Source organism: Ramlibacter sp. bp-362 (genome assembly GCF_054956735.1).
Genome location: NZ_JBUDXE010000007.1, coordinates 72,763 through 97,728 on the forward strand (window position 1 = coordinate 72,763; position 24,966 = coordinate 97,728).

Here is a 24,966-nt window from a genome sequence, read left to right on the forward strand (position 1 = left end):
GACATGTCACTGAAATGTCCCGCCTTGTCCCATGTCACGCCTCGCAGACGAACTCGGTGACCATGTACCCCTCCCCGCACTTTCCTACCCAACCGATCTTCTGCAGATCACCGACTGCGCGATTGAACGCCTTCCGCTGCGTGTCAGGCTTCATGTCCGGGTTGCGCGCGTAGAACTCCTGACGCCAGTGGTCTTCGCTCACGATGCAACCTGCACATCCTCCGGCGGCATGCAGCAGGGCGTCGAGCGCGTCCTTCTTCTGTCCCGATACAGCGGTCGGCTTTGCAGCACTAGAAGCGGGCACCACGAAGCACGACGTAAGATCGTCGCCGTCCTCGTCCTGTCCGATCACCACCGTTTCGAGCTTGAAATCGTGCGCGACATCGTCTCGACCGTCCTTGCTCTTCGCTACACGCCACTGGCGCTCATCACCGCTGCGCGTGACTTCAACGGCAGCGTCCAGCGCCGCGATCAGCGAGCTGTGTCCGCGCAGGCCCTTGCTCGCGTCCTTTCCCGTATGGTGAACCAGCACGACCAGCCCCTGAATGCGCCGATGCAGCTCCTTCGCACCCTCGATAATCTGCCCCATGTCTGCTGAGCTGTTTTCATCGCACTCGGGTGCAGCGCGATTCAGCGTGTCGATGAAGACCACGCCGCCAGGCGAGATATGGGACGAGAGATCAGCGATGTCCTGGGCCTTGATGATCTTGAAGTCCTGGAGGATGAAGTTCAGCCGCGTCGGCAGCTCACGACCGTGGTGCTTCTCCCACGCGGCTGCACGCTGCTTGATGCCACCTTCCCCCTCGAGACCGACGTAAAGAACGTCGGCAGAATTGATCTTGTGCCCGAACCATTCGCCTCCCGACGCGAGCGCGGCGGCGATCGCCATGCACAGGAACGTCTTGCCACTACTGGGCGGGCCGAACACGGCCGCCAGCCCGGCGTCCGGCAGCACTCCTTTCATCAGCCACTTCGTGTACGGCAGCGCGCGGAGCTCGGGGCCACCGAGCGGCTTGTAACGGCCTCCCACAGCCGCCGCATCGGTGAAGCCGGTCACTGCGAACTTCTCAAATGCGCTGCTCACCAGGGCAGGAATTTGCTTGCGCCGCGCGCGCCAGCGATCGTCCTTCTCCACGCGAACTCCATCCATCAGCGCGAACAGATTTGCTTCGGCCACGACTGGTTTCATGCCGTTTGAGATGTACGAGGCGGCGAGGTTACGGAGCGCATCGTGGAATACGCTTCCGCTGAGAATCTGCTCGATCCAGGTCGCGTGCTTCTCCGCCGAAGTCACGCCGCTGTTTTCAGTGAGATCGCCTGCCTTCGGCATGCGCACCTTGAACTTCTGCGCGATCGCTGAAAAATCCTTCAGCTTGCGCAGGGGTTCGCTCTTGATGGCGTGACCCGTGACGGTGAGATAGCGCTTGCTGGAGTAGAACTCCGCCTTCAGACCTTCATGTTCGCCATTGATGCCTGAGGCCAATTCCTCTCCGTAGCCGAAGATGCGGAGGCCACGGCCAGACGGCGACAGCTCCACGTAGGGTGCATCGAGCTGTTCGATGAGAGCCAGGGCCTTCTCGCTCGGCTGGCCCTCGATGACGCAACCATCGAGGTCAACGCCGACGAGATCGCCTCCATCGAGAACGACGCCACAGCCAGCGAATCCGCCACCCTGGTAGCTGGCGAGCGCCTGCTCAAACGATCCCCAGCTCGCCGAAGAAGTAGAACTGGCGGTCTTCGTCGGCGACTTGGGGTCGAAGGGCAGCTTGCGTCCGTCGATGTACTTCCAGAGCACCCACGCGGGGTGCGCCTTCAGCTCGGAAGGGATGCCGCCGATGTTCGGGATGAGGTGCGCGCTCATGCCATCTTCTCCCGGCGGACCTTCGGGCGATTGCCGCCCTCTTCGAGCGCATCGAGTGCCGCTTGCACGCGGACAGGGGAGTAGAGGATGCGCCCGCCGAGGCGGTAGAACGGGATGAGGCGCTTGTTGCGACGGTCCTTGCGCAGCCACGCAATGGACATGCCGAGTGCCTCGGCGCACTGGCGCTCGTCGAACGCCAGCATGGGAGTCGGATTCATAGTGGTGGAACCGTAGAAGGCCACCACTAACCTCATGGTCCGAGGCTTTCACTACACCTTATCGATGGCCTGGTCGGCAGGCGACGGGCGACCTTGGAGCACATCGGGCGGTCGGCGATTCCGCGCCAACTCAGGCGATCCTCGTGTGACCGCGATCCGAACTATATGGTGGGATTCACGTTTATGGGCTGCTACGCAGATCCCCCCAACTCGGGATGTTTACGCCGCGCGACATTCGTCTTCGACTGAGAGGGCCTGAATGTAGTCAGCGACCGCCTGCCACCCGGCCCGGAGATGCGCGTCGCCGACTTTGATGTAGCTGGTGCCGGTAACATCCTTCGGCGTGTGGTTCAGCATACGCTGCAGCGTGTACGCCGACACCAGCCCCTCTGCGACGCTTCCGAACGTGTCGCGAAGGTCGTGGGGACTCCGACGTTCAACACCGGCGGCATCGCAGATAACGTGCAGGGTCTTGCCTGGATCCCGCACGGTGAAGACCTGGTCATCAGGCCGCTTGCCCTCCACGTACCGCTTCACGATCTCCGCCGCCTGACGCGACAAGAAGATCAGATGACTGCGACGGTTTTTCGTCTCGGGCAGTTCTATTCGCCCCGCGACTACATCAACGTGCTTGACTCGGATGGGCTCGCTGTATTCACTACCATGGGATTCCCCGCCCCGCGCGCCCGTCAGCAGCATGAAGCGGATGAGGTCAGCAGATGCGGCGTGTCGTTTTCCTTCCTGAGCTGCTCTCGAGGCGACACGCCAGAACGCTCCGAGACGCTCGGCAGGAACGGGGTTCGCTGGACGACTGCTGGGTCGCAAGACAATTCGATCCCGCCCTGCGACTTCCTTCCCAAGGGGGTTGCCCGGAATCAGTACTCCGTGCCAGTTCACCACGGCGCGGAGCACCTGCATGGCGTAATCCGCCCGGCGCTCGCCCCTTTTGCGGGCCTGCTCATAGACGCGTCGAACATCGTCACCGACGATCTTGCTGAGCTTCTTGTCGGCCAGCGCGAACAGTTCGCCGTCGCATTTCGGTTTGCCGGTTGCGGTGGTTCCACCCGGCTGAACCATCGCGACGTAATCGGCCTTCGTCCTCGCGGTCAGTGGAAGACCGTCCTTTGCCCGTCGCTTTTTCAGCACGTACTCGCTTACCGCTTCGGCGAGCGTGACATCCCGCTCATTGAGCTTTGCTTGTTCTCGCTTCTGCTTGAGGCGGTCAACACCGTCTAGGAACTCGGCGTTGATTTTGATGATCTCCTTGCGCGCCGCGTCAGCGGAGATCGCTCCCCGACCTTCGACCTTCCCTAACGTGCGCCGCTTGGTGTCGCCGCCTACACGCCGCTCCATGACCCACGCGCGTGATCCCTTGGGTGTCACGAGTACCCCGAATCCCTTCGTATCCCGGCACCAATAGATCGTGTTGCGCTCGGGGCAGATCGGCACCGAGCGAGCCAAGCCTTCAGTGAGGCGCTTCTCAAGGACTGTCATTTCTAGTTCGTGTAGGCATATGTGTAGGCACGAACTGTAGCACTGCAGAGCGATCAAGCGCTCGCGGTAGCGTCTAAGCTATTGATATGTATGAATAAAGAAAGAACATCCGAGTGGTCTGAGCGGACTCTTAATCCGTAGGTCGTAGGTTCGAATCCTACAGGACCCACCACAAATACAGCGCCAGCCTGCGGGCTGGCGCTCTCTTTTTTGCAGCACCTGGCGAATTGCGCCCGCGTCCCACAGGCGCCCCGGAGTCCCGAAAGACGCTAGCGGCTGCGCTCCAGGTCGCGCAGCGCCGTCTTGAGCACCTTGCCGTAGTTGTTGGTGGGCAGCGACTCGACGAAGCGGTAGTGCTTCGGCCTCTTGAAGCGGGCGATCGCACCCAGGCAGTGGGCGTCGAGTGATTCCGGGGATACCGCCTCGCGCACAACAACGTAGGCGACCACGTTTTCGCCCCACTCGGGGTCGGGCCTGCCGATGACTGCCACCTGGGCCACGGCCGGGTGCGTCAGGAGCGCCTCCTCGACCTCACGCGGATAGATGTTCGTCCCGCCACTGATGATCAGGTCCTTGGTGCGATCGAGCAAGGTGAGGAAGCCGTCCTCATCGATGCGGCCCACGTCTCCGGTGTGCAGCCAGCCCTCGATGATCGTGGCCGCCGTCGCGGCGGGTTCGTCCCAGTAGCCGTTCATGACGACGTCGCCGCGCACGCAGATCTCGCCGCTCTGCCCGGCGGGCACCTCCTCGTTGTCCTCGCCGCGCACGGAGAGCTCCACCATGGAACATGCAGTGCCTACGGAAGCCAGGCGTTCAGGGTAACGGGGGTGCGAGGAGTCGCCGATCACGTGGCGCGGCAGCACGGTGATCGTCATCGGCGACTCCCCCTGTCCGTAGATCTGCGCAAAGTGCGGCCCCACGACGCGCAGCGCTTCCTCGATGTCGGCCACGTACATCGGGCCGCCGCCGTAGGTGATGGTCGCAAGGCCTTCGGGCCGCAGCCCCCGCGTCTTCACGGTATCCACCAGGCGCCGCACCATCGTCGGTGCCGCAAAAAAGGAAGCGTTGCGCCAGTGAGCTGCCAGCGCAAGGCTCTCCTCGGGGTCGAACCCGCCGGATCCCGGCACCACGTTCACTCCGCCCTGCAGCACATACGGCAGGTGGTAGAGACCGCTTCCGTGGGACAGGGGTGCCGGATGCAGGAGTGCATCCCCTGGGGCGACCGGCTGCACCGATGAGAGATAGGAGAAACTCATCCAGCTGAGCTGGCGCGCGGCGAGCGTCACTCCCTTGGGACGTCCGGTCGTGCCACTCGTGTAGAACAGCCACGCTGGATCGGATTCCGAGCGCGGCGAGACCGGGAGGGGCTCGAACTGCTGGTCGAGCATGAACCCGGAGCATGCATGCACAGGGATGCTCGCGCCATCCGCCAGCAGCGCCGCACCCAGCGCCTCGCAAACCTCCTCGTCGGCGAAGACAAGCTTGCTTCGGCTGTGCGCGCAGATCCAGGCGGCTTCGCGAGGATGCAGCTTCGCATTGACGGGCACGACCGCCGCGCCAGCCCACCAGGCAGCCCACATCAGCTCGAGGTAGTCGGGGCGGTTTGTCATGAACAGGGCAACCCGGTCGCCTGCCTGCACGCCTCGGCCGCGCAGCCATGCGGCACCGCGGGCGGCATGCAGGGCGAAGTCGCCGTATGTGCAGTACACGGATGAGCCGAGTCCGATGGCAGGACGCTCCGGATCAAGTCGTGCCGTGCGCTCCAGCCACTGCGCGATGTTCATGCGGGGCGCTCCGGCACGGACCCGTCGTTCCGGTGCACGGCGCTCAATGCAATGCTTCCAGGATGCTCAGGTAACTGGCCACGGCCGAACCGCCCATGTTGAACACGGCGCCGACGCGGGCGTTGTCGACCTGCATGCCCCCGGCGGTGCCGGACAGCTGCATGGCGGCCATCACGTGCTGCGACACGCCGGTCGCGCCGATCGGGTGCCCCTTGGACTTGAGGCCGCCCGAAGGATTCACCGGCAACCTGCCGTCCTTGCGCGTGATGCCATCGAGGATCACGCGCGCGCCCTGGCCATGCGGCGCCAGTCCCATGGCTTCATATTCCAGCATCTCGGCGATGGTGAAGCAGTCGTGGGTCTCCACGAAGGACAGCTCGCCGAGCGTGGCATCGGCGGCTTCCAGGCCTTTCTGCCAGGCCAGCGCAGCGCCCTCGAACTTCGTCGGATCGCGCCGCGACATCGGCAGGAAGTCGCTGACCTGGGTGCGCGAGCGCCAGCGCACGGCCGGCACCTTCGCGCCCGGCAGCAGTTCGGTCGACAGGACCAGGGCGGCGGCGCCGTCCGAGACCAGCGAGCAGTCGGAGCGCTTCAGCGGTCCTGAGACGAAGGGGTTCTTGTCCGAGGGCGTGCGGCAGAAGTCGAAACCGAAATCGCGCCGCATGTGGGCATACGGGTTGTGCATGCCGTTGGCGTGGCTCTTGGCCGCGATCGCCGCCAGTGCATCCGACTGGTCCCCGAAACGCCTGAAGTACTGGGTGGCGATGCCGCCGAAGATGCCGGCGAAGCCGGCGGGGTCCGCGCCCTCCTCCTTGACGTAGGAGCACTTGATCAGCGTGGCGGCCACCTCCGGCGTGCGCAGGCCGTTCATGCGCTCCATGCCGATCACCAGCGTGCGCTTCATGCGCCCCGCCGCCATGGCATCCAGCGCAGCCCAGATCGCGGCGGAGCCGGTGGCGCAGGCATTTTCGGCGCGCACAGCAGGGGTGTGGCGGAACTCGGGCATCGCCACTGCAGGCAGTGAGGCGGTGAAATCCTGGCCCACGAAGCCGGCGTTGAAATGACCGACGAAGATGCCGTCGATGTCCCGGGGCTCCAGCCCCGCGCTGTCCAGCGCCGGACGCACCGCATCGCGGATCAGTTGCTCCAGTTCGACGTTGTCCAGCTTGCCGAAAGGCGTGTGGCCCCAGCCGGTGATGTATGCGTTCGTCATCGTGTCCTCATGAAATCAACCCGGGCGCTCAAGGGCGGCCACCCGAGTTTCACTCCATCTTGCGCGCCGCTCTGCATCGGGAAAGCAGTTCCGGGGCGACTTCCACCATCAGCCGGAGGATGTGGAACGACATCGTCTTGCCATGACCGTCGAGGTTGAGGTTGCCGTTGACACCCCCTTCGAGCACGTCGTCGATGACGAAATTGAGGGCGTTCAAACGCGGCAACTCGTAACGCGTGATCGTCGTCGCTGAACGATGGGCAACCATTTCGCGGATGCGTTCGACGGTGACCTGCTCGCACAGCGTCCTGTAGGCATCATCCGTATACGCGAACAGGCTCATGTTCGCGCGATTTCCCTTGTCGCCGGTGCGACCGTGCGCGATTTCGTGAAGCGGCACCTTGGTCACGAGAGCGCCTCCTTTTCCGTTGAAAGGACGGTGGTAGTGGTTCGAACGACGTCGGGGTCGACCAGCGCGGAATGGGTCTGGATCCGGCTCACGAGCGACCTTCGGACTCCGCCACCGCCGGCCGGCCCGGTCGTGTAAAGGGCGATCAATTCGTTGGCGACCCTTTCGGCCATGTTCTTGTCGAGCGATTTTCCGGCGATGCGCACACGATGGTCGCCGTCGGGCGCCCAGGTACCCTGGCGCCTCAGGGTCCCGGCATCGGAATCAAAGGTGCTGATCGTGCCGACGATGTCGATGCGCACTGGGCAATCGATTCCCATGATGCGCATGCGCTCGCGCAGGACCTGTTCGGCGAGTTGCGCCCGCGCCAGGGAATTCGGCCCGGCGTAGGTGATCTCGCCCTCGCCCAGCCAGCCGCCGTCGGTGCACACGGTGACCTTCAAGGTCGGCGGACGCGGCTTGCCGCGCGCGCCGCTGACGCGCACCCGATCCTCACCGAGCTGTTCGACCTCGACGCCGGTGATGTCGAGCGTCACATCCGGAACGAGATACGCGGATGGGTCGTGCATTTCGTAAAGCATCTGTTCCTTGACCGTCCGCGCCGAAACCCGGCCGCCCGTGCCCGGAGGTTTCGTGATGACGCACTCGCCCGTTGCCGACACTTCGGCAATCGGGAATCCGATGCGGGCCAGGTCCGGGACGTCCTTGTAGCCGGGGTCGGCGAAATAGCCACCCGTGATTTGCGCGCTGCACTCCAGGAGGTGGCCAGCCAGGGTCCCGGCGGCCATCAGGTCCCATTGGTTCTCGTTCCAGCCGAACTCGTGCATCAGCGGACCCAGCGTCAGTGCCGAATCGGTCACGCGCCCAAGCACGACGACGTCCGCACCGGTGGCAAGCGCTCGCTGCAGTGGTTGGGCGCCGATGTAGGCGTTGGCCGAAACGATGCTCGTGTCCGGCAGCGGAATCCCTTCGACGATAGGCCAGGCGCGGATCGTGTCGTGGGGAACGTACTCCAGGAGGTCGTCTCCGGTCACGACAGCCACCTTGAGCCCGCTCACGCCGAGTTCACAGGCGATCTGGACGATGCGCTTCCCCGCTCCGATCGGGTTCGCCGCTCCGAAGTTTCCGACAATGCGGATGCCGTTCCCCTTGCAGAAGGCGAGCATCGGCCTGAGGAATGACTCGAGCTGGGGTGTGTACCCGGCACCCGGATCCCGGTGGCGTTCCTTCTGGGCCAACGCCAATGTCCTTTCCCCGAGGTTCTCGTAAATCACATAGCGGGGGCCATCGCACCTTGCGAGTGCCCGTGCGACATGAATCCCTGCATCCGGCCGCTCGTCGGCGAACCCGGCGCCGCAGCCGATGAATACGGTCTTGTTCATCTCGAAAGGAATCAGTTGGCAGCCTTGATGCCGTGCGTCCGGACGAATAGCGACCACTTCTCGACTTCCCGGCGGTTCAGGTCTGCGAGCTCCTCAGGGGTCACCTCGAATGGCTCGTGCGTGAACTTCGAGACCGTCTCCACGACTTCCTTGGCGGCAGATGCCTTGCGGAAGGCGTTGCGCAGGAAGGCTACCGCATCCGGCGGCGTCCCGGCCGGCACATAGACAGCGTACCAGGCGCCGAACTCGTAGCCCTTCACTCCCTCCTCGTCCAGCGTAGGCAACTGGGGAAGCGCCGCCATGCGGGCCGGCGTCGCGACGGCGACGGCGCGCAGCCGGCCCGTCTGCCAGTACGAGCGCGACGACCCGCCCTCGACCAGGATCAGGTCGGCTTCGCCGGCAGACACCGCCGTGAGCGCGGCAGCCGTCGTCTTGTACGGGACGTTCAGCAGCTTGATGTTCGCGGTGGCTTCCAGGAGGTTGCAGGCAAGCCGCGTCGAGGTGGTGGAACTGGCGCAGGTGTACTTGCCGGGGTTGGCGCGGGCTGCCGCGATGAACTCGCGCGCGGTCTTGAAGCTCGTGCTGGTTCCCAGGCTCATGAAGAATCCGGCCTTGGCGATGCCCGCGATGGGGACCATGTCCTTCAAAGGGTCGTACGGCAGGTTCGGAAGCATCACCGGGTTGAGCGTCTGGGAAGAACTGCTGGTCAGCATGACCGTGTAGCCGTCCGGCGGCGATGCCAGGAACGCCCGGACGCCGATCAGCATTTCCGCACCCGGCTTGTTGTCGACGATCACGTTCAGCCCCGTGATCTCTCCCAATGCCTTGCCGTAGTTGCGCGCGTACAGATCGGCCGCCGTGGCGGCGCCCGCGGGCACGATGATCTTCACCGGCCGGCTCTTGTCGGGAAAGCCCTGCGCTTGCGCTCCACCGGCCAGTGCCAGGCCGGCCAGCACCAGGCTGTGCAAGCCAAGCCGGAAGAGGTTGCGACGGAATTCGGGTTTCATGGCTGCGTTGTCTCCTTGCTGGTTGTCTGCTCGTGACGCACTGTAGGTTCGATCATCCATCCAAACAAATACAATGACCTGATGTGATTCATGCCACAAGTTGATGAATCGAGAATCATGAAGCGGACACCATCGGTCAAGCAGCTGGAAGCGTTCCTCGTCATCGAGGCGTTGAGGAACGTCACGAGCGCCGCCACGCGCCTGCACGTGTCGCAACCCGCGTTGAGCCGCACCCTGCGCCTGATGGAGGAGGCGCTCGGCGCTCCGCTCTTCAAGCGGACGACGCGCGCCGTGGAACTGACTGCCGCCGGCATGGCCCTGCTTCCCGTGGCGAAGCGTCTCGTGGGGGAGTACCACGAGTCGTTCGCCAGGCTGGGAACCGTGCTCGATGGGCAGGCCGGCCGGGTGGTGGTGGCGACCCTGCCGTCCCTCGCGGTGGCAGTGGTGCCGGGGGCGCTGCGGCGGCTCGCCGCGTCGGCACCCGGTGTCGAAGTGAAGATTCTCGGCCGGACGGAACAGCAGGTGGTGGAAGCGGTGCGAGACGGCACCGCGGACTTCGGGATCGTCACCCAGCCGGCAGCGGCGGACTGGTTCCGGTTCCAGCGCATCCTGGTGGACGAGTTCGTTCTTCTTTGCCGCAAGGACGATCCCCTGGCTGCAATGAAGGCGGTACCTTGGGACACGCTCTGTTCCCGCCCATTCATCGGGTTCACCCACAACAGCACCGTCCGCCCCGCGCTGGACCGCGCCTTTCTCGCCATGGGCCTGACGGTGAATGTGTCCTACGAGGTCGAGCATTTGTCGCTGGTCGGTGCCATGGTCGCAACCGGTCTCGGTTTGAGCGTCGTGCCCAGCCTGGCACTGGCCCTGCTCGACTGCTCCGAGCTCACCAGCGTCGCGCTGAAGGGGCATCGGCTCGAGCGCGTCATCGGCTCCGTCACGCGCAACGACCTGGCGGCATCGCCTGCTGCATCGAGGCTTCACGCGGTGCTGCTCGATGAGGCCCGCGCGCGAGCGACAGCCAGGCAGCGGGCACCATCCAAGCGGTCGGCGGTTCCGCGGCGGTCCAGGCCTGGGTAGGCGTCGCGATGACCGTTTCCATCGGACTCGCATTGCGTGAGTCCAGGCGCGCGCCTACACCCCGACCTGCAGGTCCGCGCTATCTTGAGGCGAACACGACAGTGGAGCGCCTCATGTCTGACGACAAGACCCAATCCCACGGACAAGACCGCGAACGCATCAACGTCCACCAGGACTACGAACTGCGCGACTGGTCGAAGAGCCTCGGGGTGACGCCTGAGCGCCTGAAGGAAGCCGTGCAGGCGGTGGGCGACCGCGCGGACCGCGTGCGCGACTACCTGAAGGGCGACAAGCCTCGCTGATGGCCGCGGCCAGCCGCGGGCCGGGCCAGCTTCAAGGGTTGGCCGGGCTGAAGATCACGCACCCCACCCGCGTGATCGACCCGGCCACCGGCATCACCAAGGCCGACCTGGTGCGCTACTACGCCGCCGTCGCCGAGTGGGCGCTGCCGCACCTGCGGCGCCGTCCCCTCTTCATACGCCGCGCGCCGCAAGGCGTGCAGGCACCCACCGTGTTCCAGGAACACCCCGGCGGCCTGCCGGGGCTGCGCGGCACCGATCCCCGCCTGTGGCCGGGGCACGAACCCGCGATCTCCATCGAGACGGTGCAGGACCTCATCGCCGCCGCACAGGCCGGCATGGTGGAACTGCATCCATGGAACAGCACCGCGGCCGCCATCGCGCTGCCCGACCGGTTGATGCTGGACCTGGATCCCGGCGCGGGCGTGCCCTGGCCGCAGGTGCAGGAGGCGGCCACGCTGGTGCGCGCATTCCTCGAGGAGCTGGGCCTGCGCGCCTGGCTCAAGACGAGCGGCGGCCAGGGCCTGCACCTGGCGGTGCCGCTGAAGCCGCAGCACGACCACCAGCAGGTGAAGGCGCTCGCCCGCGCGATCGCGGAGCACCTGGCGCGCACCCTGCCCCAGCGGTTCTCGGCGAAGGCCGGCGCCGCGCACCGCGTCGGCAAGGTGTTCGTCGACTACCTGCGCAACGGGCCGGCGCAGACCACGGTGGCGGCTTTCTCCGCGCGGGCCCGCGCCGGCCTCGGCGTGTCGGTCACCGTCGCGTGGGACGAGCTGGGGCGCCTGCGGGGCGGCGATCACTGGACGATCCGCACGCTGCCCGAATTCCTGGCCGGCCGCGCGGATCCGTGGGCCGGCTACTGGCGCAGCCGGCAGACGCTGGAGCGCGCAGCGTCCTTGCTGCCCGCGGCCGCGCCGCTGCTCAGTGGCGGCGGCTGATCCCGTCCACCACCATCTTCGACTGCGAGGCGATCAGCACGACGTCGCCGCCCAGCTCGACGTACTGGTGGCCGGGCGGCACCTTCGGCAGCACGGCGAGCAGCGCGCGGGGCACCATCGCGACGATCGCATCGCGCGGCACCGGCTCGCCGATCTTCCAGTCCACCGCCGGCCGCTTCACGGGGTGCTCCTCGTAGTACTTGTACGCGGCGTTGCGGTGCCTGTCGCCGAAGTAGGCCCCCTCGCCCAGCGGCTTGCGGGCGAAGTGCGTGCCCTCGCCCACCGGCGGCGGTTTCATGTTGACGTCCGCGCGGTCGTCGAGCGCCTGCTTGGCGGTGTGCTGCGGCGCCGGCGCGGCCGCGGCGACGGGCGCCGCCCCCGCGCCCATGGCGGTCGCCGCGACGGGCCTGGCGTTGCCCTGCGCCGGCGTCGAGGATTTCGCGAGCCTGGGCTTGGCCGCCGCGGGCTTGTGCGACTTGGGACGCTTGGGCCGCACGGGACGGATCTGGTCCAGCGGCCTGCCGATCACGGCCGGCGCGACCGGGTCGGGCAGCAGCGGCGATTCGGCCAGCGCAAGCGGCGCGGCGGCGAGCAGGAGCGCACCGACGGGCAGCAGCGAAAGGCGGGACAGGGCGCGCATGGCGTTTCCTCTTGGCTCGGAAGGCATGGCCCTGCACTTTGAGGTCAGCCATGGGGGTGGGCCTGTCCGCCCGCGCCCACCCTTCGGGTCGGACAGCGCCGACCGCGAGGCCGAAGGGCTTACCTGGCCGCGCCGGGCACGGCCGCGCGCCCGGCCTGCAGCACGCGGATTTCCATGGCGAGGTCCTGCACCGAGGCCAGCACGAACTCCAGCGTGGCCGCGTCGGTGAGCCGGCCGTCGGTCATCTTCTGCACGACCCCGGCGATGGCCACGTGCGCATGCACGATGGGCCGCGCGAGCGTGGCGCTGAGCGCCTCGCGGATCTGGTACTGGGCGCGCACGCCGCCGGCGGTGCCGGGCGACGCCGTCATGACCAGCGCCGGCTTGCCCTTCAGCGGCGACTGGAAGCCGGGCCGCGAAGCCCAGTCGATCGCGTTCTTCAGCACGCCGGACATGCCGTAGTTGTATTCGGGCGAGCACACCACGAGGCCGTCGCACTGCGCGATCGCGGACTTGAGCGACTGCACGGCTGCGGGCGGGTTCTCGCCGTCGAGGTCGGCGTCGTACATGGGCACGTCGTTCAGCGGGTGCAGCGTCAGGCGGACGTCGCCCTGGCCCAGGTGTTCGGCGATGGTGCGCAGCACCGCGGTGCAGTGCGAGCCGCGCCGCAGGCTGCCGGAGATGCCGAGGAGGTGGAGGGGGGTGGTGCTCATGGCGCCCGATGCTAACCGGCGGCGCCGGACGCCCCCAGCAGTTCGCAGAAGCGCGCCATGTCCACGTTGCCGCCGCTCACCACGACGCCCACGCGCGCTCCCTGGATCGCCTCGCGCATGGCGCGCGCGCCCGCGAAGCCGAGGCAGCCGGTGGGCTCCATCACCAGCTTCATGCGCGTCGCGGCGAAGCGCATGCAGTCCACCAGCGCAGCATCGGGAGCCGTCAGGATGTCGTCGACCCCGGAGCGGATGATCGGGAAGGTGATGTCGCCCAGGTGCTGCGTCTGCGCGCCGTCGGCGATCGTGCGCGGCGTGTCGATGTGCACGATCTTGCCGCTGCGGAAGGACTGCTGGCCGTCGTTGCCCGCCTCCGGTTCGACGCCGTACAGCTTGCACCGCGGCGACAGCGCCCGCGTGGCCAGCGCGCTGCCGGCCAGCAGACCGCCGCCGCCCAGCGGCACGAAGAGGAAGTCCAGCGGCCCGACCTCGTCGAACAGCTCCTTGGCGGCGGTGCCCTGCCCCGCGACGACGTCCTCGTGGTCGTAGGGCGGCACCAGGGTCAGCCCGTGCTCGCGGGCGAGGTCGCGGCCGATCTGCTCGCGGTCGTCCTTGTAGCGGTCGTACAGGACGACCTGGCCGCCATAGCCCCGCGTGGCCGCGATCTTGGCCTGCGGCGCGTCGGTAGGCATCACGATGGTCGCGGGTATGCCCAGGATCCGGGCCGCGAGCGCGATCGCCTGCGCATGGTTGCCCGAGGAGAAGGTGACCACGCCCTTCTTCCGCTGCCCCGCATCGAAGCGCGACAGCGCGTTGAAGGCGCCGCGGAACTTGAACGCGCCCATGCGCTGGAGGTTCTCGCACTTGAAGAAAACCCGCGCGCCCAGTTCCTCGTCCAGCGTGCGCGAGGTGAGGACCGGCGTGCGGTGCGCGTGGTCGCGGATGCGCCGGGCGGCGGCGGCGACGTCTTCGTAGGTGGGCAGGCGCGGAGGGCTGGTCATGGCGGCGGGGGGAGTGGGGACCCGCGTATTCTGCAGCGGCCCCGCGCCGCCGCCCTACGCCGCCAGGTGCCTCCGCGCCTCCGCCAGCAGCTTGCGGACCTCCTCGCGGCACGGCCACCGTCACGCGGGCCGGGCCCGGCTGGCGCACCGCCTGCACCGCGGCGCGCATGGTGGCGCCGGTAGCGAGGCCGTCGTCGACCAGGATCGCCTCGCGTCCCTCCAGCGGCACGGCGGGGTGGTTGCCGCGATACAGGACTTCGCGCCGCCGCAGTTCGGCCTGCTCGCGGGCGACGATGCGGTCGACGTCCTCGCGCCGCACCTCGCCGAGCGCGTCGTGCTGCTCCGCGTTCATGACGGTGACGCCGCCGCTCGCGATGGCGCCGATCGCGAATTCCTCGTGCATCGGGTGGCCGATCTTGCGCACCACCAGGATGTCCAGCGGCGCGTCGAGTTCCCTCGCCACTTCGGCGGCCACCGGCTGTGTTGCATGAGGACAGCCTCCTTCCGGCCGCCTCCGTTTCCCATCGGACCGGCGGCAGGGCGATGTAGGAGCGATGCCACCCGGGCCGGTCGCATCTGGGCATGATGCCCTCCTGTTGCTGCCCCAACGGCAGGAGAGCCCCATGCACCACGCGCCGCTCGTCTGGGAACTGACGATCGCCCTGATCGTCGCCCTGCTGCTGTTCGACTACTTCTTCCACATCCGCACCGCCCATGTGCCCACGCTGCGCGAGGCGGCGCGCTGGTCCGCCCTGTACGTGGGCATCGCCGTCCTGTTCGGCGTGGCCGTGTTCGTGATCGGCGGCACCGAGCTCGGCACCGAGTACTTCGCCGGCTACCTCACCGAGAAGGCGCTGTCGGTGGACAACGTGTTCGTGTTCCTGGTGATCATGTCCAGCTTCAAGGTGCCGCGCGAGGACCAGCAGAAGGCGCTGCTGATCGGCATCGTGATCGCGCTGGTGGCGCGCACGGGCTTCATCCTCCTGGGCGCGGCCCTGATCGAGCGCTTCGCCTGGGTGTTCTACATCTTCGGCCTGATCCTGCTGCTGACGGCCGGCCACATGCTGGAGCCCGAGGACCGGCGCCGCGGCGACGACGAAGAAGGCATCGTGCTGCGCATCACGCGCAAGCTGATTCCCACCACCGGCGGCTACGACGGCGACAGGCTGTTCACCGTGCAGGACGGCCGGCGCCGCATGACCAACATGGTGCTCGTGATCGTGGCGCTGGGCCTCACCGACGTGCTGTTCGCGCTGGATTCGATCCCCGCGATCTTCGGCCTGACGCAGGACGTGTTCATCGTCTTCACGGCCACCGCCTTCTCGCTGCTGGGGCTGCGCCAGCTGTTCTTCCTGGTGGAAGGCCTGCTGGAGCGGCTGCTGTACCTCTCCTACGGCCTGGCCGCCATCCTCGCCTTCATCGGTCTGAAGCTCGTGCTGCACGCCCTGCACGAGAACAACGTGCCCATCATCAACGACGGCGAGCCGGTGAAGGTGGTGGAGATCACGACGCTGCAGTCGCTGGTGGTCATCGTCGCCATCCTCGTGGTCACCGTGGCGCTGTCGCTCCTGAGCCCCAAGGGCAAGGCGAAGACGGCGGTGAGCCGCCTGCGCCGCCGCCTGGCGGCGTACCGCGACCTGGACGGGACGGCGGCGCCGGCCGCCGAGCGTGAGCGTGCCTATGCCGAGCTGGTGAGCGCCGAGGAAGCCGTGAAGGCGCTGCCCGCCGAGTACCGCGCGCTCATCCATGAGCGGCACACGCTGCGCGAGATGCTGGCCGAAGCCCATGCCCGGCAGGCGGCGTCCGCCCCCGCGGAAGGCCGGGGCACGGCATCATGACGGCCACTCCACCGCGCCCCTCCATGCCCGGCCCGAATCCCACGCCCCCCAAGCCGACCGGCCCCACCCGCCCCACGCTGCCGCCGCGCAAGTACTGGCTGCTGTTCGCGGGCGTGCTGCTGATCAACTACCTGCTGAGCACCTACCTCTTCCCGCCGGCCGACGCGCCCATCACCGTGCCCTACACGGTGTTCCGGGAAGAAGTTGGCAAGGGCAACGTCGCCGCGATCTACAGCCGCGCGACCAGCATCGAAGGCCTGTTCAACGCGCCCGTCACCTGGCCGGCGCCGGCGCAGGCGCCCGGGCAGGCCGCGTCCGCGCCGCGCGCCAACCCGCGCGGCCTGCCGCGCCTGCCGCCGCCGCGCACGGCCACCGTCTTCACCACCGAGCTGCCCGCGTTCTTCGACCGCGACCTCGAGTCCTTCCTGATCAGCCACGGCGTGGAGATCAGCGCCGTGCCGATCCAGCAGGGCAGCGCCTGGGCGACGCTGCTGTTCGGCTTCGGCCCCGCGCTGCTGATCATCGGCTTCTACGTCTGGATGTACCGGCGCGCCGCGCGGCAGGGCGGCGGCATGGGCATGGGCGGCATCTTCGGCATCGGCCGCAGCAAGGCGAAGCGCTACGACAACGACGCGGCCAACCGCGTCACCTTCGACGACGTGGCCGGCATCGACGAGGCGGAGAACGAGCTGGTGGAGATCGTCGACTTCCTCAAGTCGCCGCAGAAGTACACGCGCCTGGGCGGCACCGCGCCCAAGGGCGTGCTGCTGATCGGCTCGCCCGGCACCGGCAAGACGCTGCTCGCGAAGGCGGTGGCGGGCGAGGCCGGCGTGCCCTTCTTCTCGATGAGCGCCGCCGAATTCGTGGAGATGATCGTGGGCGTGGGCGCCGCGCGCGTGCGCGACCTGTTCAAGCAGGCGCGCGAGAACGCGCCGGCCATCATCTTCATCGACGAGATCGACGCGATCGGCCGCGCCCGCGGCCAGGTCGCCATCGGTGGGGCCAGCGAACAGGAGCACACGCTGCAGCAGATCCTCACCGAGATGGACGGCTTCAGCGGCCGCGAAGGGATCATCGTGCTGGCCGCCACCAACCAGCCCGACGTGCTGGACCGCGCGCTGCTGCGGCCCGGCCGCTTCGACCGGCGCGTGGTGGTGAACCTGCCGGACAAGGCGGGCCGCCAGGCCATCCTGGGCGTGCACGTGCGCAAGGTGCCGCTGGGCGCCACGGTGAGCCTGGAGGAACTGGCGCAGGCCACCCCGGGCTTCTCCGGCGCGGACCTGAAGAACCTGGTGAACGAGGCGGCGCTGCTCGCGGCGCGCCGCAACGAGGCCGAGGTGCAGCAGAAGGACTTCCTCGACGCGCTGGAGAAGATCGTGCTCGGCCCCGAGCGCCCGCTGCTGCTGGGCCCCGACGACCGCGAGCGCATCGCCTACCACGAGAGCGGCCACGCCGTCCTGGGCCTGGTGGTGCCCGGCGCGGACCCGGTGCACCGCGTGAGCATCGTGCCGCGCGGCCAGGCGCTGGGCGTGACGTACCAGCGGCCGCAGACCGACCGCTACAACTATCCCGAGGAATACCTGCGCGCCCGCATCATCGGCATGCTGGGCGGCCGGGCCGCGGAGGAAGTGGTGTACGGCACGCGCACCACCGGCGCCGAGAACGACATCGAGCAGGCCACGCAGATGGCCCGCAACATGGTCACGCGCTGGGGCATGAGCGACGCCATCGGCATGGTGCAGCTGGCGCCGCAGCAGAACGCCTACCTGGGCGGCAGCGCCGGCTTCATGGGCGAGAAGCCCTTCAGCGACGAGACGGCCAGCCTGATCGACGCGGAAGTGCACCGCATCATCAACGAGTGCCACGCGGAAGCCAAGCGCCTGCTGCGCGAGCACCGTTCCTCGCTCGACGGGCTCGTGCAGGCGCTGCTGAAGCAGGAGACGCTGTCGGAGCAGGAGATCCTGCAAGCGACCGGGCTGCCGCCGGCGCCGGAGCTGCAGGCGAAGCCATTGCAGGTCTGAGCCTTCTAGCCCGCGAGCACTTCCTTCACCAGCCGATCCAGGTCGGCGTCCGGCGCCTCGGCGGCGATCTGCAGGCCCAGGCGTGCGTGCGATGGCGCCGCGCCTTCTTCCAGCGACATGGCCGTGCGGAACGCCGCCGCCGCCCCTTCGCGCTCGCGCTGCAGCAGCCGCGTCCAGCCCAGCGCCTGCCAGGTGTCCGCGTGGTCCGGGAGCGCCTGGGCCGCGTGTTCCAGGTGCGTGCGCGCCGCCGGCAGGTCGCGCGCCAGCAGGCCGGCGAATCCGAGCAGCGCCGTGATGCGGGCGTCGCCCGGGCTGCGTTCCAGTGCCTGCTCCAGGTGGTGGCGCGCCTGGACCGGGTTGCGGGCGACCAGCGCGATGGAGCCCGTTGCGACCAGGGCCTCGGGCTGGCCGGCGTCCGCCGCCAGCGCTTGCTGCGCCAGCGGCAACGCGGCGTCGAACTGTTCGAGGTCCGCCGCGATCAGGCTGGCGGCGCCGGCGGCCGCGGGGGCCAGCGTGCCGGACGCCTGTTCGCGCTGGACCCAGGCCCAGCCCTCGTCGAGCCGGTCCAGGCGGTGGCAGGCGCGCAGCCAGGGCAGCTGCAGCAGCTCGCGCTGTTCGCGCGTCATGCGCCGCGCGTCGCCGGCGTCCTCATCCATCCAGGGCTGGAGCAAGGCGTGGCAGGCGCGCGCGTCGCCCTGCAGCAGGCGCACGTGGGCGAGGTCGTGCAGCAGGGCGGGATCGGGGCCGCAGGCGGCGCGCAGTTCCTCCAGCAGCTCGGCGGCCTGCGCCAGTTCGCCGGTGGCGATGCACAGGTGCGCGCGGCGCAGCCGCCACTCGGGGGCGGCGGGCGCGATGCGTTCCGCGGTGGCCAGGTACGCCATCGCCTGCGCATGCTCGCCGCAGCCGATGGCCGCTTCGCAGGCCTCGGCGAGCAGGGCCATGTTGTGCGGGTCTTCCTGCAGGTAGCGGGCCAGCCTTTGCAGCCGGCTGGCGGTGGGGGACGGGGAGGCTTGCATGGCGGACTCGCGGGGCCGGGGAGCGGCCATTGCATGCGAGCGCCGCGCCGCGGTCAAGCGGCGATGCGCGCCTGCCCTTGCGACTTATTTACCGCGCGTCCGGCTGCCCGGCCTGCGCCTTCAGCGCGTCCAGCCGCGCGTGGGCGCCCTTCATGACGGCCGCCAGGTAGGCCGGCGGCAGGTTGGCGACCGGCATGGTCTGCACCCGCAACGGCGCGCGCGCGAGCTGCGGCAGCGCCTGGGGCCGCGGCTGCGCCGGGGGAGCGACCTCCGCCGGCTCCTGCACGTCGCCCTCTTCGCGGGCCAGCAGCCACACCAGCACGCCGCCGACCACGCCGGCCAGCCCCGCCAGCGCGACCGCCGCCGCCAGCAGCCGCTCGCCGGCCAGCACCAGGCTGGCGGCGGCGTAGCCCACCAGCGCCAGGAAGCAGGCGATCAGCAGCAGGAACACGAGGCCCAGTCGGTTGGCGGCGTGCATGGCGGTCTCCTTGGAGGGCGGATGCTAGCCGCGCCGGGCCACCGCGGGGCCGCGGCCGGCGCGGCCTTTCGTCCGCTTGCGGCGCCGTCCTACGAACGCGGCGCGCGCCCGCCATCCCAACGAACATGATCGAGATCCTGAATACCTTCATCCTCGTCCTGGGCGCCTGCGCCGCACTGCTCGGCGTTTCCGCCCTGGTCGAGAAGCGCACGGGGCGGCATCCGTCCCGCGACCGGCGCCGCACGCACACCGCCGCCTGATGCGGCGCCCGGCTGCCTGCCGCTCGTCGCGGAAAGGCGGCTGCGTCCTACATGGCCGTTCGCGCCTTGGACCGACAGTGACGTCGGGCTTACAGGGGGATCACGGCCATGAAGGAAAACCTGAGCATTCTGGAAGCGGTCGAAGGTGAAGGACGCGACGCGGCGATGGAACGGATGATCCTCGGGCGCGAACTGCCCAAGCGCACGATCGCGCTGGTGCTCGCCGGCGGCCGCGGTTCGCGGCTCATGGAGCTCACCGACCGCCGGGCCAAGCCGGCGGTTTATTTTGGCGGCAAGTTCCGCATCATCGATTTCGCCCTCTCCAACTGCATCAACTCGGGCATCCGCCGCATCGGCGTGCTCACCCAGTACAAGTCGCATTCGCTGCTGAGGCACCTGCAGCGCGGCTGGAACTTCCTGCGCGGCGAGCAGAACGAGTTCATCGACCTGCTGCCGGCGCAGCAGCGCATGGACGAAGCCTTCTGGTACCGCGGCACGGCCGACGCCATCACGCAGAACATCGACATCCTGCGCGCCTACGGGCCGGAGTACATCCTGGTGCTGGCCGGCGACCACATCTACAAGCAGGACTACTCCCTGATGCTGCTGGACCACGTGGAAAGCGGCGCCAAGTGCACGGTCGGATGCATCGAGGTGCCGCGCATGGAAGCCACGGCGCTGGGCGTGATGCACGTCGACGCCGACCGGCGCATCACCGCCTTCCTGGAAAAGCCCAAGGACCCGCCCGCCATCCCCGGCAAGCCCGACAAGGCCCTGGGCAGCATGGGCATCTACGTGTTCGGCGCCGAGTACCTGTACCAGTTGCTGGAGCAGGACGGGGCCGACGAGAACTCCGAGCACGACTTCGGCAAGAACCTGATCCCGCGCATCGTGAAGGACGGCGGCGCGCTCGCGCACCCGCTCAACCTGTCGAGCATTCCCGCGACCAACCGGCAGCGCCCCTACTGGCGCGACGTCGGCACGGTGGACGCGTTCTGGGCCGCCAACCTGGACCTGACCACCGACGTGCCCGAGCTCAATCTCTACGACCGCGCCTGGCCCGTCTGGACCTACCAGGAGCAGCTGCCGCCGGCGAAGTTCGTTCCCGACGAGCGCGGGCTGAACGGCGAGACCTCCAACGTGCTGATCTCCGGCGGCTGCGTCGTGGTGGGATCCAACATCCGCCGCGCGGTGCTGTTCTCCAACGTGAAGGTGGACGCCTGCTGCACCATCCACGAGGCGGTGATCATGCCCGACACGGTGATCGGCCGCGGCTCGCGCCTGACGAAGGTGGTGATCGACCGCGGCTGCGTGCTCCCGGAAGGCACGGTGATCGGCGAGGACGCCGAGGAGGACGCCCGGCGCTTCCATCGCAGCGACACCGGCGTGGTGCTGGTGACGCCGGAGATGCTGACGCGCGCCTGACCGGCCCCGGCGGCAGCGCGCGGGCGTGAGGTTTGGTACAACCGCACGTTCGCCCGCTTCCGCATGAATCCCCAAGCCCAACAGATCTGGACCGCCCCGCGCTGGGCGCTCGCCGCCCTGCTCGCCCTCCTGGGCATGCTGGGGCCCTTCTCCATCGACACCTACATCCCGGCCTTCTCCGGCATCGCGCAGGCGATCGGCGCCACGCCCGTGCAGATGCAGCAGACGCTGTCGGCCTACCTGTTCGGCTTCGCCTTCATGAACCTGCTGCACGGCGCGCTGTCGGACAGCTTCGGCCGCCGGCCGGTGGTGCTGTGGGGCATCGCCGTCTTCACCGTCGCCTCCATCGGCTGCGCGCTGGCGCAGAACATCGGGCAGCTGGTGTTCTTCCGCGCGCTGCAGGGGCTGTCCACCGGCGCCGGCATCGTCGTGTCGCGCGCCGTGATCCGCGACATGTTCCCGCCCGACCAGGCGCAGAAGGTCATGAGCCAGGTGACCATCTACTTCGGCGTCGCGCCGGCGGTCGCGCCCATCGTGGGCGGCTGGCTGTTCGTGCACGCCGGCTGGCACAGCATCTTCTGGTTCCTCACCGCCGTGGGCGTGGCGCTGTGGATCGCCAACTGGAAGCTGCTGCCGGAGACGCTGCACGTGACGCATCGCCAGCCCTTCAACGTGCGCAACCTGATGCGCGGCTACTGGCAGCTGGGATCGAGCCCGCAGTTCCTGCTGCTGGCGCTGGCGAGCGGCATCCCCTTCAACGGCATGTTCCTCTACGTGCTGTCCGCGCCGGCCTTCCTGGGGCAGCACCTGCACCTGGCGCCCACCGAGTTTTTCTGGTTCTTCATCCTCACCATCAGCGGCATCATGGCCGGCTCGTTCGCGAGCGGGCGGCTGGCGGGCCGCATCCCGCCCAAGCTGCAGATCCGCTGGGGCTTCCTCGTGATGTTCTCGGTGTCGATCGCCAACGTGGCGGCGAATTTCCTGTTCCCGGCGCGCGCCGCCTGGGCGCTGGTCCCGATCGCGGTGTTCGCCTTCGGCTGGGCGCTGATGGTGCCGGTGGTCACGCTCCTGGTGCTGGACCTCTATCCCGAGCGGCGCGGCATGGCCTCGTCGCTGCAGGCCTTCATCGGCTCCACGGCCAACGGCATCGTCGCCGGCGTCATCGCGCCGCTGGTGATGGACTCGACGCGCCAGCTGGCGGTGGCGTCGCTGCTGATGATGGGCGTGGGGCTGGTGGCCTGGCTGGTGGTGAAGCGCAGGTGGCCGCAGACGGGGCGCGCGGCGATCGCGTAGCTCACGGGACTTCCGGACTTCCGGACTTCCGGACTTCCGGACTTCCGGACGCAAAAGTCGCAAAGATTGCGCAAAGATCGCAAAAGAACAGCCTTTGAACAAAGGAAATCCTTTGCGACTTTTGCGAAACCTTCGCGACTTTTGCGTCCGGTAGTTTTGTATTGCCTCGCCAAAAAAAAAAAGAGCGGCCACTGGCCGCTCTCTTCAAACCCCTGGGTCCCCACGTACGCTGCGCTCCTCACGCGGGGATGACGGTCAGCGCGTCCGGCCGTCGAAGCCGCGATCGCGCTGGCCGCCGAAGCCGCCCTCGCGCCGGCCGCCGCGGTCGTCGCGGGGGCCGAAGGACTTCGCGCCGAAGCCCGTGTGCTTGCCGAAGCCGTTGCGGTCTCCGCTGGCGTGGCGGCGCTCGCCGGGGCGGCCCGGCTTGCCGCCGAAGCCGGCGCGGGCCGGCGGCGGGGCGAAGCGCTGCTTCGGCTCCAGGCCCGGGATCACTTCCGCCTGGAAGCGCTGCTTGCTGTAGTGCTCGATGTCGCCGATCTTGCGGCGGTCGCGGAACTCGGCGAAGGTGACGGCCAGGCCGTCGCGTCCCGCGCGGCCGGTGCGGCCGATGCGGTGCGTGTAGTCCTCGCTCTTCATCGGCAGGCCGAAGTTGAACACGTGCGTGATCGTGGGCACGTCGATGCCGCGCGCGGCCACGTCCGTCGCCACCAGGATCTGCACCTGGCCGCGCCGCAGCGCCATCAGGCGCCGGTTGCGCAAGCCCTGCGACAGGGCGCCGTGCAGCGCCACGGCGCTGAAGCCTTCCTGCTGCAGGTCGGCGGCGAGGCCGTCGCACTCGATCTGGGTGCTCGCGAACACGATCGCCTGGTCGATGCTCTTGTCACGCAGCCAGTGGTCCAGCAGCTGGCGCTTGTGCTGCGGGTGGTCGGCCCAGTACAGCACCTGCTTGATGTTCGCGTGCTTCTCCTGCGGCGAATCCACCTGGATGCGCTGCGGCGCGCGCATGACGCGGGTGGCGAGCTGCTGGATGCGCGGCGCGAAGGTGGCGCTGAACATCATGGTCTGGCGCCGGTTGGCCGTGAGCTGGTGCACCGCCTCCAGGTCCTCGGCGAAGCCGAGGTCCAGCATGCGGTCGGCCTCGTCGACGACGAGGAACTGCACCTGGTCCAGCTTGATCTGGCCCGAGCGCTGCAGGTCCAGCAGGCGGCCCGGCGTCGCGACGACGAGGTCGGCGTTCTGCAGGCGGGCGATCTGCATCTGGTAGGGCATGCCGCCCACCACGTTGGCGACGCGCAGGCCGCGCGTGTGCTTCACCAGGTCGATGGCGTCGTGCGCCACCTGCTGCGCGAGCTCGCGCGTGGGGCACAGCACCAGCGCGCCGGGCACGGCGGGCTTGAAGTGGCGCGCGTTCAGCGGGTTCTTGCGCGCGGCGCGCGGCGCCGGCGTCTCGCCCCGGGCCAGCGCGTCGGCGCGGGCCTGCTGTTCGGCCGCGGCGGCGTCGGCCTTCTGCTGGATCAGCGTGTGCAGCACCGGCAGCAGGAAGGCGGCGGTCTTGCCGCTGCCCGTCTGGCTGGAGACCATCAGGTCGTTGAAGGTGGCGCCCGCGCCGGCCTGCGCCATGGCGCGGCCGATGGCCTGCTGCTGCACGGCGGTCGGCTGGGTGAAGCCCAGGTCGGCCACCGCGGCCAGCAGTTCGGGGGCGAGGCCCAGCACGGCGAAGCCATTGGGCATGGAGGTGTCCTGCTGGGCCGGCGCCAGCGTGATGTCTTGTTCGGTCATGAAAGTCCACGCGGCGTCACCCGGGCGGGTGCGCCGTCATCGAAATGGTTGGAGAACATCAACCATTCCAACGACGACAGGCCGTGTGGCCTGCGGGCTTCCATGCTCTGGCGGAGCGGCCCGGTGCGAGAAGGCAGATGCGCGATTCAGCTGCCCTGAAGCAGCAAGCCTGCGATTATCGCAGGTTTCGGGTTTTCCCGCATCCCCTCGGTCTCACGCGAGCCGCAGGAAGTGCTCGCGATAGTGCGCAAGCTCGTCGATGGACTCGTGCACGTCGGCCAGCGCGGTGTGCAGCTGCCGCTTCTTGAAGGCGCTGCAGACGTCCGGCCGCCAGCGCCGCGCCAGCTCCTTCAACGTGCTCACGTCGAGGTTGCGGTAGTGGAACCAGGCTTCCAGCGTGGGCATGTACTTCACCAGGAAACGGCGGTCCTGGCCGATGCTGTTGCCGCACATGGGACTGCCCTGCTTGGGCACGTAGCGGCTGATGAATTCCAGCACCTGGCGCTCCGCCTCGGCCTCGGTGACGGTGGAGGCGCGCACCTTGTCGGTCAGGCCGCTCTTGCCGTGCGTGTTCTTGTTCCAGGAATCCATCAGGTCCAGCTGCGCATCGCTCTGGTGGATGGCGATCGCCGGCCCTTCGATGCGCGGCTGCAGGTCGGGGCCGGTGACCACCACCGCGATCTCGATGATCCGGTCCCGCTCCGGGTCCAGGCCGGTCATTTCACAGTCGAGCCAGACGAGGTTCTGGTCGCTTTTCGCCAGCGTGGCGGCGGTGGACGGGGTGGGTTCTGCCATCCGTCCATTGTCGCCGATGCCCTAA

23 protein-coding genes and 1 pseudogene are annotated in these 24,966 nt (G+C 68.3%); 8 read left to right on the forward strand and 16 right to left on the reverse strand.

Annotation, left to right across the window (positions count from 1 at the left end):
• Positions 1 to 34: 34 nt before the first annotated feature.
• From ACY0MJ_RS11440 to ACY0MJ_RS11475, 8 genes are all read right to left on the reverse strand, one after another.
• On the reverse strand, positions 35 to 1,861 hold the full coding sequence (locus ACY0MJ_RS11440) for an AAA family ATPase (protein ID WP_462638588.1): 1,827 nt from the start codon (positions 1,859 to 1,861) through the stop codon (positions 35 to 37).
• The gene (locus ACY0MJ_RS11445; protein WP_462638589.1) at positions 1,858 to 2,064 is read right to left on the reverse strand and encodes a hypothetical protein; all 207 of its coding nucleotides are present in this window, start codon (positions 2,062 to 2,064) and stop codon (positions 1,858 to 1,860) included. Before ACY0MJ_RS11445 ends, ACY0MJ_RS11440 begins: the two co-directional genes overlap by 4 nt.
• Before the next feature lie 234 nt (positions 2,065 to 2,298).
• The gene (locus ACY0MJ_RS11450; protein WP_462638590.1) at positions 2,299 to 3,573 is read right to left on the reverse strand and encodes a tyrosine-type recombinase/integrase; all 1,275 of its coding nucleotides are present in this window, start codon (positions 3,571 to 3,573) and stop codon (positions 2,299 to 2,301) included.
• Between the two features lie 269 nt (positions 3,574 to 3,842).
• A complete protein-coding gene (locus ACY0MJ_RS11455; RefSeq protein WP_462638591.1) occupies positions 3,843 to 5,357 on the reverse strand; it encodes an AMP-binding protein in 1,515 nt (504 codons plus the stop codon).
• A gap of 43 nt (positions 5,358 to 5,400) precedes the next feature.
• Entirely contained in the window at positions 5,401 to 6,570 is a 1,170-nt protein-coding gene (locus ACY0MJ_RS11460) for an acetyl-CoA acetyltransferase (protein WP_462638592.1), read from the reverse strand.
• 49 nt (positions 6,571 to 6,619) lie between these two features.
• The gene (locus tag ACY0MJ_RS11465; protein WP_462638593.1) at positions 6,620 to 6,979 is read right to left on the reverse strand and encodes an AtuA-related protein; all 360 of its coding nucleotides are present in this window, start codon (positions 6,977 to 6,979) and stop codon (positions 6,620 to 6,622) included.
• A complete protein-coding gene (locus ACY0MJ_RS11470; protein ID WP_462638594.1) occupies positions 6,976 to 8,361 on the reverse strand; it encodes an acyclic terpene utilization AtuA family protein in 1,386 nt (461 codons plus the stop codon). Before ACY0MJ_RS11470 ends, ACY0MJ_RS11465 begins: the two co-directional genes overlap by 4 nt.
• A gap of 11 nt (positions 8,362 to 8,372) precedes the next feature.
• The gene (locus ACY0MJ_RS11475) at positions 8,373 to 9,368 is read right to left on the reverse strand and encodes a Bug family tripartite tricarboxylate transporter substrate binding protein (protein WP_462638595.1); all 996 of its coding nucleotides are present in this window, start codon (positions 9,366 to 9,368) and stop codon (positions 8,373 to 8,375) included.
• A gap of 90 nt (positions 9,369 to 9,458) precedes the next feature.
• Between ACY0MJ_RS11475 and ACY0MJ_RS11480 the strand changes: the two genes are divergently transcribed.
• The 3 genes from ACY0MJ_RS11480 to ligD all read left to right on the forward strand — a co-directional run bounded on the left by ACY0MJ_RS11480 (position 9,459) and on the right by ligD (position 11,685).
• A complete protein-coding gene (locus tag ACY0MJ_RS11480) occupies positions 9,459 to 10,448 on the forward strand; it encodes a LysR family transcriptional regulator (RefSeq protein WP_462638596.1) in 990 nt (329 codons plus the stop codon).
• A gap of 113 nt (positions 10,449 to 10,561) precedes the next feature.
• A complete protein-coding gene (locus ACY0MJ_RS11485) occupies positions 10,562 to 10,750 on the forward strand; it encodes a DUF3606 domain-containing protein (RefSeq protein WP_462638597.1) in 189 nt (62 codons plus the stop codon).
• A complete protein-coding gene (ligD, locus tag ACY0MJ_RS11490; RefSeq protein ID WP_462638598.1) occupies positions 10,750 to 11,685 on the forward strand; it encodes a non-homologous end-joining DNA ligase in 936 nt (311 codons plus the stop codon). The genes ACY0MJ_RS11485 and ligD overlap by 1 nt, the downstream gene beginning before the upstream one ends.
• Here the strand turns inward: ligD and ACY0MJ_RS11495 are convergent.
• The 4 genes and pseudogenes from ACY0MJ_RS11495 to ACY0MJ_RS11510 form a co-directional block, all read right to left on the reverse strand.
• Positions 11,669 to 12,325 (reverse strand): hypothetical protein, encoded by a 657-nt coding sequence (locus tag ACY0MJ_RS11495; RefSeq protein WP_462638599.1) that lies wholly within the window; start codon positions 12,323 to 12,325, stop codon positions 11,669 to 11,671. The two genes, ligD and ACY0MJ_RS11495, sit on opposite strands and share 17 nt — an antisense overlap.
• A 119-nt stretch (positions 12,326 to 12,444) precedes the next feature.
• Positions 12,445 to 13,038, reverse strand: coding sequence for an NADPH-dependent FMN reductase (locus ACY0MJ_RS11500; protein WP_462638819.1), 594 nt, complete (start codon positions 13,036 to 13,038; stop codon positions 12,445 to 12,447).
• A gap of 11 nt (positions 13,039 to 13,049) precedes the next feature.
• Positions 13,050 to 14,036 carry a threo-3-hydroxy-L-aspartate ammonia-lyase gene (locus ACY0MJ_RS11505; RefSeq protein ID WP_462638600.1) on the reverse strand — a complete coding sequence of 329 codons (987 nt, stop codon included), beginning with the start codon at positions 14,034 to 14,036 and terminating at the stop codon, positions 13,050 to 13,052.
• Positions 14,037 to 14,202: 166 nt separating this feature from the next.
• Positions 14,203 to 14,661 (reverse strand): annotated as a pseudogene (locus ACY0MJ_RS11510) (phosphoribosyltransferase); the annotation flags it as partial.
• Between ACY0MJ_RS11510 and ACY0MJ_RS11515 the strand changes: the two are divergent.
• Positions 14,660 to 15,874, forward strand: a complete 1,215-nt coding sequence (locus tag ACY0MJ_RS11515; RefSeq protein WP_462638601.1) for a TerC family protein — start codon at positions 14,660 to 14,662, stop codon at positions 15,872 to 15,874. The pseudogene ACY0MJ_RS11510 and the gene ACY0MJ_RS11515 overlap by 2 nt on opposite strands.
• Positions 15,871 to 17,895: an ATP-dependent zinc metalloprotease FtsH gene (ftsH, locus tag ACY0MJ_RS11520; protein ID WP_462638602.1), complete on the forward strand. Its 2,025-nt coding sequence runs from the start codon at positions 15,871 to 15,873 to the stop codon at positions 17,893 to 17,895. The genes ACY0MJ_RS11515 and ftsH overlap by 4 nt, the downstream gene beginning before the upstream one ends.
• A 5-nt stretch (positions 17,896 to 17,900) precedes the next feature.
• On the opposite strand, the gene ACY0MJ_RS11525 is transcribed toward ftsH, so the two are convergent.
• The gene (locus tag ACY0MJ_RS11525; RefSeq protein WP_462638603.1) at positions 17,901 to 18,911 is read right to left on the reverse strand and encodes a tetratricopeptide repeat protein; all 1,011 of its coding nucleotides are present in this window, start codon (positions 18,909 to 18,911) and stop codon (positions 17,901 to 17,903) included.
• An 88-nt stretch (positions 18,912 to 18,999) separates the two neighbouring features.
• On the reverse strand, positions 19,000 to 19,389 hold the full coding sequence (locus ACY0MJ_RS11530; protein WP_462638604.1) for a hypothetical protein: 390 nt from the start codon (positions 19,387 to 19,389) through the stop codon (positions 19,000 to 19,002).
• A 125-nt stretch (positions 19,390 to 19,514) separates the two neighbouring features.
• Here ACY0MJ_RS11530 and ACY0MJ_RS11535 point away from each other — a divergent pair, with 125 nt between their 5' ends.
• From ACY0MJ_RS11535 to ACY0MJ_RS11545, 3 genes are all read left to right on the forward strand, one after another.
• On the forward strand, positions 19,515 to 19,649 hold the full coding sequence (locus tag ACY0MJ_RS11535) for a hypothetical protein (protein ID WP_462638605.1): 135 nt from the start codon (positions 19,515 to 19,517) through the stop codon (positions 19,647 to 19,649).
• Between the two features lie 174 nt (positions 19,650 to 19,823).
• The gene (gene glgC / locus ACY0MJ_RS11540; protein ID WP_462638820.1) at positions 19,824 to 21,074 is read left to right on the forward strand and encodes a glucose-1-phosphate adenylyltransferase; all 1,251 of its coding nucleotides are present in this window, start codon (positions 19,824 to 19,826) and stop codon (positions 21,072 to 21,074) included.
• Between the two features lie 63 nt (positions 21,075 to 21,137).
• A complete protein-coding gene (locus tag ACY0MJ_RS11545; protein WP_462638606.1) occupies positions 21,138 to 22,367 on the forward strand; it encodes a multidrug effflux MFS transporter in 1,230 nt (409 codons plus the stop codon).
• Between the two features lie 255 nt (positions 22,368 to 22,622).
• On the opposite strand, the gene ACY0MJ_RS11550 is transcribed toward ACY0MJ_RS11545, so the two are convergent.
• Together ACY0MJ_RS11550 and orn are read right to left on the reverse strand one after the other, a co-directional pair.
• Positions 22,623 to 24,146, reverse strand: coding sequence for a DEAD/DEAH box helicase (locus tag ACY0MJ_RS11550; RefSeq protein WP_462638607.1), 1,524 nt, complete (start codon positions 24,144 to 24,146; stop codon positions 22,623 to 22,625).
• Between the two features lie 213 nt (positions 24,147 to 24,359).
• On the reverse strand, positions 24,360 to 24,941 hold the full coding sequence (gene orn / locus ACY0MJ_RS11555; RefSeq protein WP_462638608.1) for an oligoribonuclease: 582 nt from the start codon (positions 24,939 to 24,941) through the stop codon (positions 24,360 to 24,362).
• Positions 24,942 to 24,966: the final 25 nt, after the last annotated feature.